The 15,841-nt window shown below is 41.2% G+C and carries 11 protein-coding genes; 8 read left to right on the top strand and 3 right to left on the bottom strand.

Going from position 1 to position 15,841, the window contains the following annotated elements; all coding sequences use genetic code 11:
• Window positions 1-3 precede the first annotated feature (3 nt).
• Window positions 4-1,251 (bottom strand): sodium:proton antiporter NhaD, encoded by a 1,248-nt coding sequence (nhaD, locus tag JIG41_RS18540; RefSeq protein WP_074989311.1) that lies wholly within the window; start codon window positions 1,249-1,251, stop codon window positions 4-6.
• Window positions 1,252-1,399: 148 nt separating this feature from the next.
• Here nhaD and JIG41_RS18535 point away from each other — a divergent pair, with 148 nt between their 5' ends.
• The 5 genes from JIG41_RS18535 to JIG41_RS18515 all read left to right on the top strand — a co-directional run bounded on the left by JIG41_RS18535 (window position 1,400) and on the right by JIG41_RS18515 (window position 8,744).
• A complete protein-coding gene (locus JIG41_RS18535; protein WP_036967717.1) occupies window positions 1,400-2,674 on the top strand; it encodes a hypothetical protein in 1,275 nt (424 codons plus the stop codon).
• A 2-nt stretch (window positions 2,675-2,676) separates the two neighbouring features.
• Window positions 2,677-3,222: a condensin complex protein MksE gene (locus JIG41_RS18530; RefSeq protein ID WP_062564547.1), complete on the top strand. Its 546-nt coding sequence runs from the start codon at window positions 2,677-2,679 to the stop codon at window positions 3,220-3,222.
• Window positions 3,222-6,008 carry an ATPase gene (locus JIG41_RS18525; protein WP_199525227.1) on the top strand — a complete coding sequence of 929 codons (2,787 nt, stop codon included), beginning with the start codon at window positions 3,222-3,224 and terminating at the stop codon, window positions 6,006-6,008. The genes JIG41_RS18530 and JIG41_RS18525 overlap by 1 nt, the downstream gene beginning before the upstream one ends.
• A gap of 164 nt (window positions 6,009-6,172) precedes the next feature.
• Window positions 6,173-6,724: a DUF4136 domain-containing protein gene (locus JIG41_RS18520; protein ID WP_036967710.1), complete on the top strand. Its 552-nt coding sequence runs from the start codon at window positions 6,173-6,175 to the stop codon at window positions 6,722-6,724.
• A gap of 181 nt (window positions 6,725-6,905) precedes the next feature.
• On the top strand, window positions 6,906-8,744 hold the full coding sequence (locus JIG41_RS18515; protein ID WP_199525226.1) for a TonB-dependent siderophore receptor: 1,839 nt from the start codon (window positions 6,906-6,908) through the stop codon (window positions 8,742-8,744).
• A 51-nt stretch (window positions 8,745-8,795) separates the two neighbouring features.
• Here JIG41_RS18515 and JIG41_RS18510 read toward each other — a convergent pair whose 3' ends face one another.
• Both JIG41_RS18510 and JIG41_RS18505 read right to left on the bottom strand, forming a co-directional pair.
• Complete coding sequence (locus JIG41_RS18510; RefSeq protein ID WP_065978689.1) at window positions 8,796-9,047, bottom strand: hypothetical protein; 252 nt, start codon at window positions 9,045-9,047, stop codon at window positions 8,796-8,798.
• A 107-nt stretch (window positions 9,048-9,154) separates the two neighbouring features.
• Window positions 9,155-9,403, bottom strand: coding sequence for a YkgJ family cysteine cluster protein (locus JIG41_RS18505; protein WP_180311637.1), 249 nt, complete (start codon window positions 9,401-9,403; stop codon window positions 9,155-9,157).
• A gap of 162 nt (window positions 9,404-9,565) precedes the next feature.
• Between JIG41_RS18505 and JIG41_RS18500 the strand changes: the two genes are divergently transcribed.
• The 3 genes from JIG41_RS18500 (at window position 9,566) to JIG41_RS18490 (ending at window position 15,835) form a co-directional block, all read left to right on the top strand.
• Window positions 9,566-10,738: an efflux RND transporter periplasmic adaptor subunit gene (locus tag JIG41_RS18500; RefSeq protein WP_036967700.1), complete on the top strand. Its 1,173-nt coding sequence runs from the start codon at window positions 9,566-9,568 to the stop codon at window positions 10,736-10,738.
• Between the two features lie 3 nt (window positions 10,739-10,741).
• Window positions 10,742-13,894, top strand: a complete 3,153-nt coding sequence (locus tag JIG41_RS18495; protein ID WP_074989306.1) for an efflux RND transporter permease subunit — start codon at window positions 10,742-10,744, stop codon at window positions 13,892-13,894.
• Window positions 13,895-14,215: 321 nt separating this feature from the next.
• Entirely contained in the window at window positions 14,216-15,835 is a 1,620-nt protein-coding gene (locus tag JIG41_RS18490; RefSeq protein WP_199525225.1) for a murein L,D-transpeptidase, read from the top strand.
• Window positions 15,836-15,841 lie beyond the last annotated feature (6 nt).

Below are 15,841 nucleotides of genomic sequence, written 5' to 3'. Positions count from 1 at the left end.
GTACTAAATAAAACTTCCCGCTAGGTATGAGCCATAATAACCCGTTGTATAAGCTATTAATAAATACAGCGACATTTTTAAATAACTCATAAACGTTAATGCTTTTACTTTACTCATTGCGATAATACCCGCTGCAGAGCCGATAATAAGCATTGAGCCTCCGACACCTGTTGCATAGGTAAACGATAACCATTGCTGAGGGCTCATGACAATATCGGCTTTCAGTAATGCAGCCGTTAGCGGCACGTTATCAACCGCAGCCGACAACAAGCCCATTAAGTAGTTTGCATACTCAGGCGCCATAAGCTCATATAAGTGCGTAAATTTAGACAGCATACCCACTTCTTTAAGCGCACCTACGAGTAGCAATACACCCACGAAGAATAAGAGCGTGTCGTATTCAATTTCACGAATATAATCAATAATTTTTTTGTTAACGTCTTTCTTGCGCATTAAAAATTGCGCCACTAAAAACATTAACGACAAACCAAATAAAAAGGTTAATAGTGGTGGCACACTATAAAGCACACTGAGTGTTAGGGTTGCGATAATCGTCGAGAAAAAGATCACCGCAATGGTGATGTCGGTCTTTTCTATGCGGCGGGCCGCTTGTTTTTCGAATACGACATTCCCTGACATCCCCGTAGATAGCATAACAGCCAATAGCGCCACACTTGCAAGTGAAGGCACAATAAGCAATAACAAGTTACCGATAGTGACTTTCTCATCAAGGAAAATCATTAAGGTCGTTACATCACCCGTAATAAGTGATACCCCACCAGAGTTCACACTGAATACAATGAGGGTCGCGTATTTTATTAATTTTTTTGGATCAAGCTTTAGCGACATCACAACTGCAAGCGAAATTAATGTTGCTGTGATATTGTCGGAAATAGAAGAAAACAAAAACGCAAAACCACCAATCAAAAACATCAGCTTTCGTTCACTGATTTGATTTGGCATAATTTTGTGAACAATATTTTGAATAAACCCTTTCGAGTTTAAATAAGCAACAAAGGTCATAGCAGCCATTAGGAATAACCACAAAGTAGCAATTTCTAAAATATTGTGATCAAGTTGATGTTGTATGGTTTCTGGGCTTTGCCCATGAATTGGAGAGATAAACAAGATAATCCAGCATAAAGTGCCAAAAAAAAGCGTCGTTTTGGCCTTGTTTACATGGATAATATCCTCTATAACGATAAGCAAAAATGCCACCGCTATCAGGGTTAGGATAAGTGGGGTTACCATGGTGTTTGAACAACCTTTATAAAAATGTAAAAATTGTAAGTCGAGTGTTTCGGCGCGGATTCTAGCAGCATCTAAGTCATAAAACTATTCTCAATTACATAAATTACTACTAAACGCTAACACCAAAATTTTGATTTACTGGAGCCGTATGATCCCAGCTAAAAAGTTATTAAATACCCTTACAGAGCATTGGGGGGTGTTAGAACTCTTATTTAAACGTTTTAAGATGGCTGATTTCAGCTTAAAAGACGTGCAAAATGCGATAAAACAAAAACAGCCAAGCTGGTCAAATGAACGCATTTATAAAGAAACAAATCGTTTATTGAATCAAGATATTATTATTCCACTGGCAAAATCTTCGCAATTAGAAATCAACCGCGCAATTGCTGACTTTGCAACCTTTTTATTGCAAGAAGAACATTTGGGTTTAGCACAAGAGATCAACGTATTAGTTGATGACTTAGCACGCTTGGGCAACCGCTTAGCAAAAGCCGGAGAAATTGAAGATTACGACGAGCTGCGTCGCTTTAGCCGAATTATGGATGATCGGGTTCGCAAAATAATGAAACTGTTTAGCCATAACGAAAACGCTATTTTAAATATTGTTGAACAAGCTAAAGCTAATAACGCAGTACAATCGCTACAAAAACGCTATCAAGCTGTTATAGAAGCATTTGACGAATACATAGAGCCAATGCTTGAAATGGTTGATATACGCGGCGATTTCCATGCTTGTTTTAACACCATTGAAACGCAAATAAGCCTTCAGATTGAACAAATTGATCGGCTCGGAAAGTCATACCAAGACAAACGCATGCTTGAGCAACTTCGAACGCGTATTTTAGAAATGCATTTAGTGGGTCGCGAAAGCCTGCGTAAAAGTGCTGATATGCTAATGCCACTGCGTGAAGAGCTGCGCCGTAATAACTTAATCACCCGCCAAGCAGCGAAAGTACTTGGGCTTGTGCGTAAAAATGGCGTTGATAACATGCTGAGCGCCGTGCAACCTAATTTTGTTTCTGATTCACAACGCTTTTCACTTGGTCAACAACGCCATATTATCGCCTATATGGCAGGTTTAGTTGACTTTGAGCACGATGAATACGAGCTACCAGAGCATCAAGATGTGCCGGCGTACCAAAGCCCTAATATCCCCGATTACAACGATGTAAAATCACAGTTTAAAAAGCGCTTCAAAAAGGCCACCAAAAAGTCACAACCGCTGCTTAGTTTCTTAGATGAAAGCTACCCCGACCTTGACGCTGACGAAATGCTGTTTTTATATCAAAAACTCATTAGCGATGGCGACCTTGAAATCAGCCAAAGCCAAGAAAAAGTAAAAATAAAGATTGCCCAGCAGCACTTTTCACTCTACCCGTTTAATTCATCGCCTGCTGATGACAAACAAGCAACAGAGCAATAACTATGACAGATATTAATTTAGATGATTTAACACATCTACAAGCGATTAATAAAAAGCTCACCTCAGGCTATCACATTAGCGAGCAAGACACCTTAATGTGGCAAGAGCTTGATCAACACATTGATGCTTATCGCGCCCTATTCAATGCACTCGGTCATGATTTACAACACGATAGCCGTGGCTATTACTACTTTGGCAGCGATGAAAGCACACCTAATATGGGCAAGATCTCGCGCGCTATTGCACTGACTATTTACATTTTGATTGAACACTATGCCAACACAGGTAAAGACCCGATGCGCGCTTTGTTCGACGAGGTTAATGACTTAGAGCTCATGCAAACCCTTGTGCAAATTAATAAACATTTGTTTGATCAACTTGAAATTTTCTCTGGCTCAGATTTACGTAAAGATGTGTATCTACGTATGGTGCGCTTAGGACTTGCCCGCGAAGTTGAAAACGGCTTTATGCTACAAGCCCCTATTTATCGTTACATCGATGCATTAATGGAAGTAAACGAAGAAACCTATCTAGGAGATGACGAATAATGCAAAGCCAAAGCCTATACGGACTCAGTAAGCTTGCGCTATTAAATACCGCTGGCTATGCAAAATGCGTGATCCCGCTTGATAAAAGTAGCTCGATTTGTGCCCCTAACAATACCGGAAAAAGCTCTGTTATTAATGCCCTGCAGTTTCCGCTAATTAATGATTTACGCCTTACCGAGTGGGATGGTCACGATTTAGATGAAACCCGAAAGTTTTATTTTTCATCCGACCAATCATATATATTACTTGAAGCCGACTTACCAAACGGCCCAGTGGTCATTGGGGTTGCTGGTTTGGGTAAAATTGCAGGGTTCGCACATCAGTTTTTTTGCTATCAGGGCAAACTACACCTTGACCATTACACCCAAGGCAAAACTATTGTTAAGTTCACTAAGCTGTTTAATCATTTAAAAGAGCAAGGATTCAATCCTATTGAACTTAAAGCACAAGAGCTCAACGCCCTTTTAACTGGTGGTGCGACGCCGTTTGATGGCGATATCAATTTAAAAATGATCCCGCTGAATAACGTACAAGACTCGGCAATTTACAAAGAAATCTTCCGCCGTATTCTTAACTTGCACAAGCTCGGTGCCAGTGATGTTAAACGCTTTATGCTGCGTGTGTTTGAGCGTCATATGTCAAACTCTCGGGTAGACTTTTATGAAGTATGGCGTCGCTCATTCGACAAAGTAAACCGTGCCAAACGCGAGTTAAAAGCCCTAGAATCAATGCAAGAGCCTATTGCAGCCCTTGAATCTATGCTTGAAAATCAAACCGTATTAAAAGGTAAACTGGCTGCGTACGCACCTAAGATTGACCAAGCTTTAATTGACTTTGAAAGCTATCAACAAGAGCAGCTAGCAGAGCTCAATATTGCCCTTGAAGATATCGAGCACGAAAAACACGAATTTGAACAAAAGCAACAGTTATACATTCAACAGTCTCGCGATATTGAACGCAAACAAACGCAAATTGAGCAATGGTTTTTAGACTACCGAGCATTAAAATCTGAGTTTGAACTGGTTAATAAAGCCACTTTAAAAGTTAGCCTTACCCAGCTTAAGCAGGACTATGAGTCGCTGTCGCATTCATTAAACAGCGCACAAGGGCAAAGCTTACACACGCTTGATTACCGCATCAGCGAAACACAAAAGCAAATTAAAAGCTTAAAGCTGCAGCTGAAAAACTTAGAGTTCAACCTCTTTACTCGTATGCGTGAAGACTTGTCTTTAAAAGAGGTTGAAGAAATCTCGCGTATTCTCAATCCCGATATTCTCTCGTTTGCGACCACCAGCAATGGGGATGTCGAGATTACTGACGAAGATGCCTTTGGGGAATTTTTAGAGCAATTATCAGCCAACGTAAAAGGCGGTATTCTTACCCTACCGGGTGCAACGATTAAGCTCAAAAAGCTTAGCCCAGTGCAAATGCAAACTGGCGAAAACAAAGAGCAATTAACCGCACAATTAGCCGCACTTGAAAACTCATTAAAAGAGTTTAAACAACAGCGCGAAGTTGCTGCCAATGTCGCCCAAAAGCAAAAAGAGAAAGACGCGCTTTATGATGAGCTAATGGCCTCTGAAGAGGCGTTAAAACGCTTTGAGCAATTTGAAATCATGCAACAATCTGTTGATGCGCAAACCCTGCTTAAAGAGCAGCTAAATGCTGAACGCGAACAAGTGGACGACTACCTGCAAGATATCCAAAAAAACAGTGGGTCAATTAGTGATCGTCGTTCAATTATCAAATCGAAAAAAGATCTACTCGCCCGCCAAGCTGACCGCTTACGCCAAGTTAAGTCGGAGCGAATTGACCATACTCTCGATTTTTACTCGGGCAAAGTAACGCCGTACATGATCGAAATCAGCATTGATTTTGATAACTTAAGTGATCTCATTCATCATTTTAATAAAGATTGCCAAGAGCTGAGAAACTTTGATATCAACGTGCGCAATACCTACATGCATATTTACAATGCAGGAATTACAAAGTTCGATAACGAAAACGATGAGTTCACTAAGTACGAAAAACTAATAAGCGCGTTTCACAATATTGATAACGAACGCGATGCGGTTGAGCGCCAAGGCCGAGTTGCCCTTACCGAAGTAGCCGCCACCATTAAAGGCCTGCGTGAAGACCTAGATCGCCTTCGCCGCGAAATGAATAGCTTTAACAAAGGCATTAGTCAGCATCGTATTTCAAACTTACAAGCCTTTAAGATCAATGTGATCCCGCGAAAAATGTTGGTTGATAGCATCGACACCATTATCAGTACCTCAAACCAGTTTGAGCAAGGTGATACTCTCGATTTATTAAGCCAAGAGCCGTACAGTGAGTCGGCAGTAAACGAAGCAAAAGATCATTTAATTAAGCTCGCTTCAGATAAAGCGGGATTAACACTGACCGATTTATTTGATATTCGCTTTGAGGTAGTAAACCGTGCAGGTGAAACAGAGCACTTCGAAAAAATTGACTCCGCGGGCTCTAACGGCACACGTATAACAATTAAGTTACTATGTGGCATGCTGTTTATTCGCTACCTGTTAAGTGATCAAGAACAAAACTTATACCGTATCCCTATTTATATTGATGAAGCAGCGGATATCGACCCACAAAACCAAAAAGCAATAATAGAAACCGCATTGAGTTTTGGCTTTGTGCCAATTTTTGCATCTGTTAAGCCACAAGTGAGTTGTGACTACATTGTGCCTATTCGGACAGTAAAAGATGGGGCACAAAACTGGGTTGATGAAAAAGACTGGATTGAGGTCGAACACAGCGCCTAATCACATAAATTAATAAATGATTCAGTCAAGGATGACTATATTTACATTCTATTACATTACTTTTTTTGAAATGTGCCATAGTAACTAAATAATCATTCAGTTGAATTATTTTTGTGTTATGTTATCAATCAAGTAGTGGAAATTTTTGCCAAGGAGCAAACAGTATGAAGAACTTATTAATCGCAACGGCTGTTTTATTTTTAGCGGCTTGTGCTAAAACCCCTGATTGGGATTACGATAAATCAGCTGACTTTAGCAACTATAAAACTTTCTCGTGGGTTCCTAACGCGAGCCTAACAAAGAATGTTGCAAACTACCAAATCAGTCCATTAATGGAAAAGCGTGTCCGCGAAGCGGTAAATGCTGAACTTGAAAAAAGTGGTATGCAACTGGTTGACGTTGCACAAGCTGATGTACTTATTAACTACCATGCATCTGTTGATACTAAAATCGATGTAGATACGTTTAATGTTGGTTATGGCGCACGCTGGAATTATTGGGGCATGGGCTACAACACGCAAACAACAACGCGTGAGTACGAAGTAGGCACATTAATTTTAGATGTTGTCGACCGCGCTTCTAACCAACTTGTTTGGCGTGGAGCTAAAGAAGGTCGTTTACAAAAGAACCAGTCACCAGAAAAACGTACTGAAGTGATCAAAGAAACTGTCGCGAATATTTTAAGTAACTTTCCGCCACAGTCAGTGAAGCAATAATTACATGTTTCGATAAAAGACCGCGATTAATTCGCGGTTTTTTTATGCCTAAATCAATGCTGGTTGGAGTGGTATAACTCAGTGATTCAGATACAATAGCCGCAATTTTGCAGTGGTTTGCCATGTTTATACGGTAATTAACCCCACTGCTCTCAACACAGTAATCATAAGAGAGTTTTAGATGGTACGAGCGGTACACTTCACACTTCCTGCATTATTCGTCACTTGCTCACTGTTTGCAGAAGAAGCAAACAACATTGAACAAATCACCGTTGAAGTATCAGCAACAGCCAATAAAGAACCTGTTGGCACCTTTGATGCGCCCGTTTCAAATTTAGAATACGACCCACGTGTCGACTTACAATCACGTAATATGGCTGAGGCACAAGCCGATGTGACGATACGGGGTGGTATTTTTGAAAATACCGGCTTTCGTGTTGGCAGCAGCACCTTATTCGATCCACAGTCAGGGCATTACTTTGCAGAAATTCCTATTGCACCGCAGATGCTAGCAGGCCCAGCGGTTCTAACCGGTGCTGATAACGCTCTATATGGCATGAATAGCTCTGTAGGGACCGTTTCATTTGGCTGGCGACCTATTACAAGCACAGGGAGTGCTTCGTTAGGGGTTGGTAGCAATGGCTTTAACTTACAGAGTATTCATGCAGCGCACAGCCAAAAGCTTGAGAGCATGCCTGATTGGCGCTTAGGCTTTGAAGGTGAGTATTCGCATTCAAAAAGTGATGGTTCTATTAAGAATGGTGACCATGATTTTGAACGCGCATCGGCACGCATTCAACTGGCAAGTGACACTTCACAAACTGATTTAATGTTCGGTAAACAAGCAAAGTTTTTTGGTTGGCCCAACTTATACACGCCGTTTAATTTTAATGAAACCGAAGATCTTGAAACCACATTGGTAATGTTAAACCACAAACACTTGTACGGTGCGAGCAATACATTTGAAGTGACTGGTTATTATCGTAAACATAACGATCACTATGTATTATCACGTGAAAACCCCGCTATTTTTGAAGCATTTCACGAAACAACGGTAAAATCACTGGGGTTATCGGGCCGCCACGCACTCAACACGGCATATGCAATTAACTACTCAGGGCAATTTATTGCAGATTCTATTGAGTCTACTTCTCTTGAAAACAACTTTACTTCACGCAATTACACAAAGTTAAGCGTATTGCCAGAATACACAACAGCACTTGCTACTGACAAACAGCTTACCGTGCGTGCGGGTGTAGTATTTGATAACACAAATCGTGATAGTTCAGATACCTCCTTCATTGCTGATGCGAGCCTTAAAGTTGTCAATCAAAATGGCAGTGAACACACGTGGTATGCGTCATACGCAGAGGCAACTCAAGTACCAGGTTATACAGCGATTGGTGGCAGCGAAACAGGTGGTTTATTCAGAAGTAACTACAACCTTGAGCGCGAAACGACCGACAACCTCGAGTTAGGCTTACTAATTGAAGAGCAAACATGGCGCTTAGATTCAGCGATATTTTATCGTAAAGATAAAAACCTCACTGACTGGACCTACCGCTTTGATGCAACCTCAGCGCGTTTTGCCAACCCTGTTGATATTGATACTTTAGGGGTTGAGTTCCTAGCTAATAAGTCGTTTGACACCACCGAGCTTATTGCCAGCTACACTTATTTAGAAAAGTCCGAAGATTATGGCGCAGCGGATATTGATGCGAGTTTTTACGCCCTAAACTATCCAGATCACCGTGTAACACTCGGTGCAGTTTGGCAACCAATGGACGTACTTGAACTGCGTATTGATAATGAATGGCGTAAACAGCACAGCAATCGCCTGAGACGCTCAAGCGATGAAGCCTTCTTTACGCAACTGACGCTAAAATTCACTCCGGCTCAGCTTGAAAATGTGTTTATTACTTTAGCAGCAGACAACATATGGGATGAATCATTCGAAGAAGTCCCCGGCACTCCAGGACGTGGCGAGCAATACACACTAAGCGCTACGTATAGTTGGTAGTTCACAAACCAAAAATGCCAGTCAATAAGACTGGTATTTTCGGTTACATTCTTAAGCTAAAAATGAATGGTATAAGCCATAAAATATCGGAGAGCTAACTAAAAAACCCACAAATAATATTTTAAAAAAACTATCTTTGCTTTCAATCGAACTCATAATCGATACAGAATCCGTATCAGCCTGTTCTATGGGTTTAAATCTTCGGTAAGTTTTTACCACCACTAAACCGATAATGAATGGCATGACAATAGCTAATACAACTAACAACAAAAATAACCACGCTTCATTGGATGTGTGTCTCATATTCTTCCTTAATTACAAAATCAGTGTATCGTAACTAAAATAGAACCAGCTTGCTAAATGTTTTATGATAAATATTGTTTAAAGCTTTTCAGAAACAACAGCCAAATTTATGTCATCTGTTCAAGTTCGGTAATTAGATACAATGCTTGTTCGTTAGTCGTGCCACACACATCTATCGTGGCAGAAAAGTCGCTACACACCTTTGGCCTTGAGGCATCACCAAATAATTTACACAAATTATTCTCATCAAGCTGAATACAGCGCTCTCCGGCCGCTTTGCCGTTTGGCATCCCTGGAATGGGTGAGCTAATACTAGGTGCAATACAACAGGCGCCACAGCCTAATCTACATGCCATTTTATCTGTCATCACGTACCTCTTTAAGAACCTTTATCGCGTCTTTGTAATATGTGTAATGGTTTGTTACATCTTCAAACGCCTTGTAAACACTTTATTGCGTATGCTTAGCCTAACAAATTTTAAATTTAATCATTACCGTCAACCGTGAGGGAATATCCCGTGGCTAGTAAAAAACAAATCATTCTCCCTATTGCCGTTTTAGTCGGCGGCTTAGGAATGGCTTTTGCGTTTGCCTCAATGAAGCAAGCCCCTGTCGAAAAACCAGAACAAGATACGCGTCCGCTTGTATCGATTAAACCATTGAGCTTCGATACGATTACTCTCGATGTAAAATCGTACGGCATTGTTAAGCCAAAGAATCACACCGAGCTTGTAGCGCAAGTTAGCGGCCAAGTTGTATCGCTTTCTGATCAGTTTGTACAAGGCGGATTTGTTAAGCAAGGCGACATTCTAGCACGAATTGACCCAAATGATTACGAAGCAGCACTTATCGAAGCCGAAGCTGGGCTTGCACAAGCAAGTTCTGCACTGGAGATTGAACGTGCACAAGTTTCTGTTGCGCAAGCTGAGTGGGATCGTATCAAAGGCGACTCTCATCAAGTTATTCCCTCTGAACTTTACCTACGTAAACCACAACTCGCTGAAAAACTTGCTAATTACCGTGCAGCGCAAGCAAGCGTTAAGCGCGCTAAACGCAACTTAGAACGTACTTATATTAAAGCCCCTTACGATGCCATTATCGAAGAACGCTTAATTAGTTTAGGCAGTGTTGTTAACCCGGGTAACAGCTTTGGCAGTTTAAGTTCTACCTCACTTGCTGAAATCCGCTTACCCGTTGCCGATAAAGACTTACAGTATCTGGATAATCAAGGTATTGGTGCAAACGTTTCTATTAGCGCCGAGTTTGCTGGTAAACAAACCACATGGCAAGCTACGATTGTTCGCACTGAAGGTGTGGTAGACCAACGCAGTCGAATGAATTATTTAGTTGCCCAAGTTGCTACGCCCTACCAGCAAAAAAATCCATTACGTTTTGGCTCATACATCAACGCGACTATTCAAGGTCGCGCTTTAGATAATGCCATTGTTGTGCCACACCACTTAGTAAAAGACAACAAAATCGCCGTTTTACAAGAAGGCGAAACACTGACATTTAAAACCCTTCATATCGTGCGTGAACAAAATGGTATGGTGATCGCGGATAACGGCCTTGCGAATGGTGAAAAACTCATTACCTCAGCCCTTGAGTACCCCACTGAGGGGATGGCAGTAAAGTTAGATAACGCTGAGTTAAGCGCGCCAACCACGCAACTCGCGTTAAAAGAGGACTAAGCCATGACCACGCAAAGAGAAAAAGGTTTAATCGCGTGGTTTGCTCGCAACCCTGTTGCAGCAAATCTCCTCATGATCTTTATTTTAGTGGGCGGTTTACTAACAGCTATGTCTGTTCGTAAACAGATGTTCCCACAGTTTGAAAGTAACTGGATCAGCATTCAAGCTGTTTATCCGGGTGCTGCTCCACAAGAAGTCGAAGAAGGCATCACCATAAAAGTCGAAGAGTCACTTGAAGGACTCGAAGGTATTAAACGCTTAATTACCTATTCGAATCGCGGGTTTTCACAAGCCTGGATCGAAATTGAAGAACAATACGATCCGCAAGCAGTGCTTGACGAAATCAAGATGCAAGTTGACTCAATTAATACCTTTCCTGCAGAGATGGAACGGCCTATTGTTCGCCGTGATAAGTACGAGCAAGAAGTCATGATCTTGGCGCTTTATGGCGATATGAGCAATTACCAACTAAAAGAGCTGGGTAACGACATAAAAGATGAACTTCAAGCGTTACCGCAAATCAACTTAGTTGAATTTCACAGTGGCCTAAATTATGAAATTGGCATTGAAATAAGCCCTGATAAACTTCGCGAGTATGGTTTAACGTTCCGGGATATTGCGACTGCCGTGCGTAGCTTTTCGGCAAATATGTCGGCGGGTCAAATTCGCTCTGAAAATGGTTATATTTCAATGCGTGTTGAAAACCAAGCTTACCGTGGTAAAGAGTTTGAAAACCTCCCGTTATTGCACCTACCCGATGGCGCACAAGTGCTACTTGGCGATGTAGCCACCGTGAACGATGGCTTTGAAGAGGGTCTGCAATACTCAAAATACAATGGCAAAAACTCATTAACGTTTGAAGTTAATGCCTCTAAAGATCAAGATATCACCAAAGTTGCAGCGGTTCTTAAACAGTACCTTGCTGATAAAGCCCCACTCTTACCAGAGGGTGTAAAATTATCGCCTATTGTCGATTTAACTTACTACCTTGAAGGTCGTCTAAATATGATGATCGATAATATGATTTGGGGGGGTATTTTGGTGATGGTGGTACTCGCCCTATTCTTGCCATTGCGATTAGCATTTTGGGTCATGATGGGGTTGCCTGTGTCTTTCCTAGGTGCTTTTTTAATGATGCCAATGGGCTTTTTAGATATCACCGTTAACCTTGCATCCTTGTTTGCCTTCATATTAGTTCTGGGGATCGTCGTTGATGATGCCATTGTGGTCGGTGAGTCGGCCAGTGCTGAAATTGAAAAACACGGCCATAGCCTTGATAACGTTGTGCGTGGTGTAAAACGCGTTGCCATTCCTGCTACATTTGGTGTACTAACAACCATTGCTGCATTCTTACCGCAAACACTGGCGTCGGGACCTGGTTCTGCGTTCTCTAAAGCCATTGGTGGGGTAATTATTTTATGTTTAATTTTCTCTTTGATTGAATCGAAACTTATTTTACCAGCTCACCTAGCGGCAATGAAAAATAAACCTGCCAACCCTAAAAACCCTTTACATCGTTTGCGTTTAGGTATGGATAACGGTTTGAAAAACTTTGTCGATAATTATTACACGCCATTTATTGGTCACTGTATTCACTATCGATATACCGTTATTGTTGGCTTTATTTGTGTCCTTATTGTGAGCGGTGGTATGTTTGCAGGTGGTTTAGTGAAGTTTGTTGCGAACCCTAAAATTCCGCATGACTTTCCGCGCATCTCAGTCGAAATGAACTTATCGTCATCTGAGCAAGCAACGCTTGAGACAGCAAAAACAATTGAAAACGTCATATTAAATGTCGATAAGCAACTGCAAGAGCAGTATGGTCAATCGATGATCCGTGACTTATCAGTCAGCTTACGAGGTCGCACCAATGCCAATATTATGGCTATTTTAGTTGAGCCTGACTTACGCCCTATCGATACATTTCAGTTAAGTGCGTTATGGCGTGAACAAATGCCGCCACTGCCTGGTGTAAAAACACTTAACATTCAAGACAGCATAATGAATGGCGGCCGTGATGATGGCGATGTAAGTTTTCGCTTAGAAGGCAAAGACATTAACAAACTAAAAGAAGTCGCAGCAAAACTTAAAGAGAAACTTAACAGCATGGAAGGTGTTGGTGACGTTAATGACTCACTACAATCGGCGACCGATGAAGTACAGCTAGAACTGAAACCTCTTGCGTATAGCTTAGGTCTTACACTGTCTGATGTTGCTTCACAAGTGAGTTTTAGTTACTACGGATTAGAGGCACAACGTATTCTTCGCGAAGGTGAAGAGATCAAAGTCATGATTCGCTATCCACGAGAATCACGCAATGCTGTGAGCGACATTACCGATGCACGTATCATTACGCCAACGGGTGTTGAAGTGCCGCTGGCAGAAGTTGCTAAAGTAAATATCGTAGATGGGGTTAACCGTATTCGCCGAGAAAATGCAAAGCGTACTGTTAATGTGTGGGCTGCGGTTAATACCGAGCAAGCAGAACCATTTGCAATCGCAAAAGAAATTCGTGATGAGTATTTACCCAGCCTACTTAAAAACTACCCAGGTGTAGAAAGTAATGTAGCAGGACGTATTCAAGAAGAAATGGACAGTGTGGCTGAGCAAGTACGTGATTTTGCTCTGTCGATGATGATTATTTTTGCATTATTAGCGATTCCACTTCGCTCATATTCTCAGCCATTTATTATCATGTCGGTTATTCCATTTGGTGTGATTGGTGCCATGTTTGGTCACATGATTTTAGGGATGACCATGAGCAGCCTGTCGGTGTTCGGCATTATTGCGGTTGCAGGTGTAGTTGTGAATGATTCACTCGTAATGGTCGATTTTGTTAATAAAGCCCGAGCAGAAGGAGTCGCAATTAAAGAGGCAGTAATGCAAGCAGGGGCACGCCGCTTTAGAGCCATTTTATTAACGTCGATCACTACATTTATAGGTGTATTGCCAATAATTATGGAAACCAGTTTACAAGCCAAAATAGTTATCCCAATGGCTGTATCGCTGGCGTTTGGTGTGTTATTTGCGACCGTGATTACATTAATTTTAATTCCATGTCAGTACGTAGCATTAGAAGACTTCAAGCGTTTAATTGCTAAACTAAGAGGCAAAAAAACAACGCCTGATGCTCCACTACAGACATCGAGTAACTAAGCCCTCTCCTTATCCCAACCAAGCGCTTGGTAAGCTTTCTTACCAAGCGTTTTTTGTTAAAAAAATAAACAAATATGTTCCTAAAATTTTCATAACTTTGCTAAGCTTAAGTGTGTAAAAAAGAAACAAATTCAAAGAATACTAATTTGCATATTCTAAGAGTTATTTTTAGGCGAAAACCCTCGTCGCGAGCACTGCAAAATTTCGTTGTTCAAAATCAGAAATTTTTAACGCTGTCAGCATCAGGTTTTACCCCTCTGAATAATTAAGTATTAATGCTAATTAGTGTCACTCTTACAAACACGTTATAAGGACATAGCTATGAAATTTATTCGCTACACTGCCTTGGTTAGTTGTTTATCTTTTTGTATTCCTGCGCTGGCTGAAAACCCATATTTACAACAACAGCTTGAACCTATTTTAATTGGCGAATCTCATTCTGTAGAAAGCGAACTAATCCACTCCCCTGAAATGACTGTTGCCACCTACAAAGCAAATAACTTTGAACGTGTTTGGTCTGATTTTGCGTACACAAAACAAGCTCTTAATTTAATTGCACAAGCTGAGCTTGAAGGACTTTTCCCTAACGATTACCACTTTGACACGCTGATGGCATTGGCAAAAGAAATTGACAAGCGCGGCACGCAAGCCGTCGAAGCACAATTCGATGTGCTGATGACCGATGCCATCATGACTTACGCAAAACACCTGATTCGCGGTAAAGTGAACCCTAAACTACTATCCGACACATGGAATTACGAGCAGTCTGATGTCACCCCAGATGCCGCTGCAAAAGCGCTGCTTAAACATGTAAAATCAAAAAGCCTCGAAAAAGGCCTTAATGATTTAAAACCCACTCTGCCCCACTATAAAACCTTGAAAGATGCATTGGTTTTTTATCGCGAACTTGACACCAAAGGTGAGCTTGCAAATATCACATTACAAAATAAGGTATTAAAACCCGGTCAATCAGACCCCGCTGTGCCACTATTAAAACAAAAACTACAACGCTTAAACTACTACTCTTCTGGAATTTCAGATGAAACCAGTTACGACAATGAACTTGTTGAGGCTGTTAAAAAATTCCAATATTTACATCAAGTTGCTGACGATGGTGTAATAGGAAATGAAACCATAAAGCTGCTCAATAGAGATTACAGTGAATATGTTAATGATATCTTAGTTAATTTAGAGCGCATTCGCTGGGTAGACAACACCATTACCGAGCGTTTTTTAATCGTTAATATTGCGGGGTATATGCTTTATCTGTTCGAAGATAACAAACTTCAATGGAAAACCAATGTAGTTGTAGGCCAAAACTACACAAAAACCCCCATATTCAAAGGGCAAATGAGTTACATAGTAATGAACCCGACTTGGACAGTACCACGGAGTATTTCTGGAGGGATTATTAAGAAAATGAAAGATAACCCCAACTATCTGAATGAAAAGGACTTTGTGGTAGTAGATAGCCGCCGTAACCCCGTAGATAGCAAGAGCATTGACTGGGCTAATGCGAGCCGCAAAAACTTCCCGTATTGGTTTGTACAGCAACCTTCAGAAAATAATTCACTGGGACAAATCAAATTCATGTTCCCAAATGAATACTCAATTTATTTGCACGACACTCCTGCAAAAAGTTTATTCCAGCAAGACCAACGTGCATTCAGTCATGGTTGTGTGCGGGTTGATGAGCCACTCACACTCGCTGAAAAAATATTAGGAACCTCGGATGGTTGGTCTCGCAGTAAAATTGATGACGCTATCTCAGCTAAAGAGACACAAAAAGTAACCCTGTCAAATCCGCTTGATGTCTTTTTAATGTATTGGACCGTGGCTGCAAATACAGATGATGGACTGCATTTTTACTCTGATGTGTATAATCGCGATCCTGTGTTACTAAAAAAACTCACTAAGCCACTTTCAAATGATTCAATCTAGAGGTAT

The sequence above is a fragment of the Pseudoalteromonas sp. bablab_jr011 genome (genome assembly GCF_016464045.1).
Classification (GTDB): domain Bacteria; phylum Pseudomonadota; class Gammaproteobacteria; order Enterobacterales; family Alteromonadaceae; genus Pseudoalteromonas; species Pseudoalteromonas lipolytica.
This window is presented reverse-complemented; position numbering and strand designations above follow the sequence as displayed.

Bases quoted from the DNA above. Each gene is read 5' to 3' on its own strand.
- JIG41_RS18505 (WP_180311637.1), bottom strand. From the start codon at position 9,403: ATGGCATGTAGATTAGGCTGTGGCGCCTGTTGTATTGCACCTAGTATT.
- JIG41_RS18495 (WP_074989306.1), top strand. From the start codon at position 10,742: ATGACCACGCAAAGAGAAAAAGGTTTAATCGCGTGGTTTGCTCGCAAC.
- JIG41_RS18510 (WP_065978689.1), bottom strand. From the start codon at position 9,047: ATGAGACACACATCCAATGAAGCGTGGTTATTTTTGTTGTTAGTTGTA.
- JIG41_RS18530 (WP_062564547.1), top strand. From the start codon at position 2,677: ATGACAGATATTAATTTAGATGATTTAACACATCTACAAGCGATTAAT.
- JIG41_RS18525 (WP_199525227.1), top strand. From the start codon at position 3,222: ATGCAAAGCCAAAGCCTATACGGACTCAGTAAGCTTGCGCTATTAAAT.
- JIG41_RS18520 (WP_036967710.1), top strand. From the start codon at position 6,173: ATGAAGAACTTATTAATCGCAACGGCTGTTTTATTTTTAGCGGCTTGT.
- JIG41_RS18515 (WP_199525226.1), top strand. From the start codon at position 6,906: ATGGTACGAGCGGTACACTTCACACTTCCTGCATTATTCGTCACTTGC.
- nhaD (WP_074989311.1), bottom strand. From the start codon at position 1,251: ATGGTAACCCCACTTATCCTAACCCTGATAGCGGTGGCATTTTTGCTT.
- JIG41_RS18535 (WP_036967717.1), top strand. From the start codon at position 1,400: ATGATCCCAGCTAAAAAGTTATTAAATACCCTTACAGAGCATTGGGGG.
- JIG41_RS18490 (WP_199525225.1), top strand. From the start codon at position 14,216: ATGAAATTTATTCGCTACACTGCCTTGGTTAGTTGTTTATCTTTTTGT.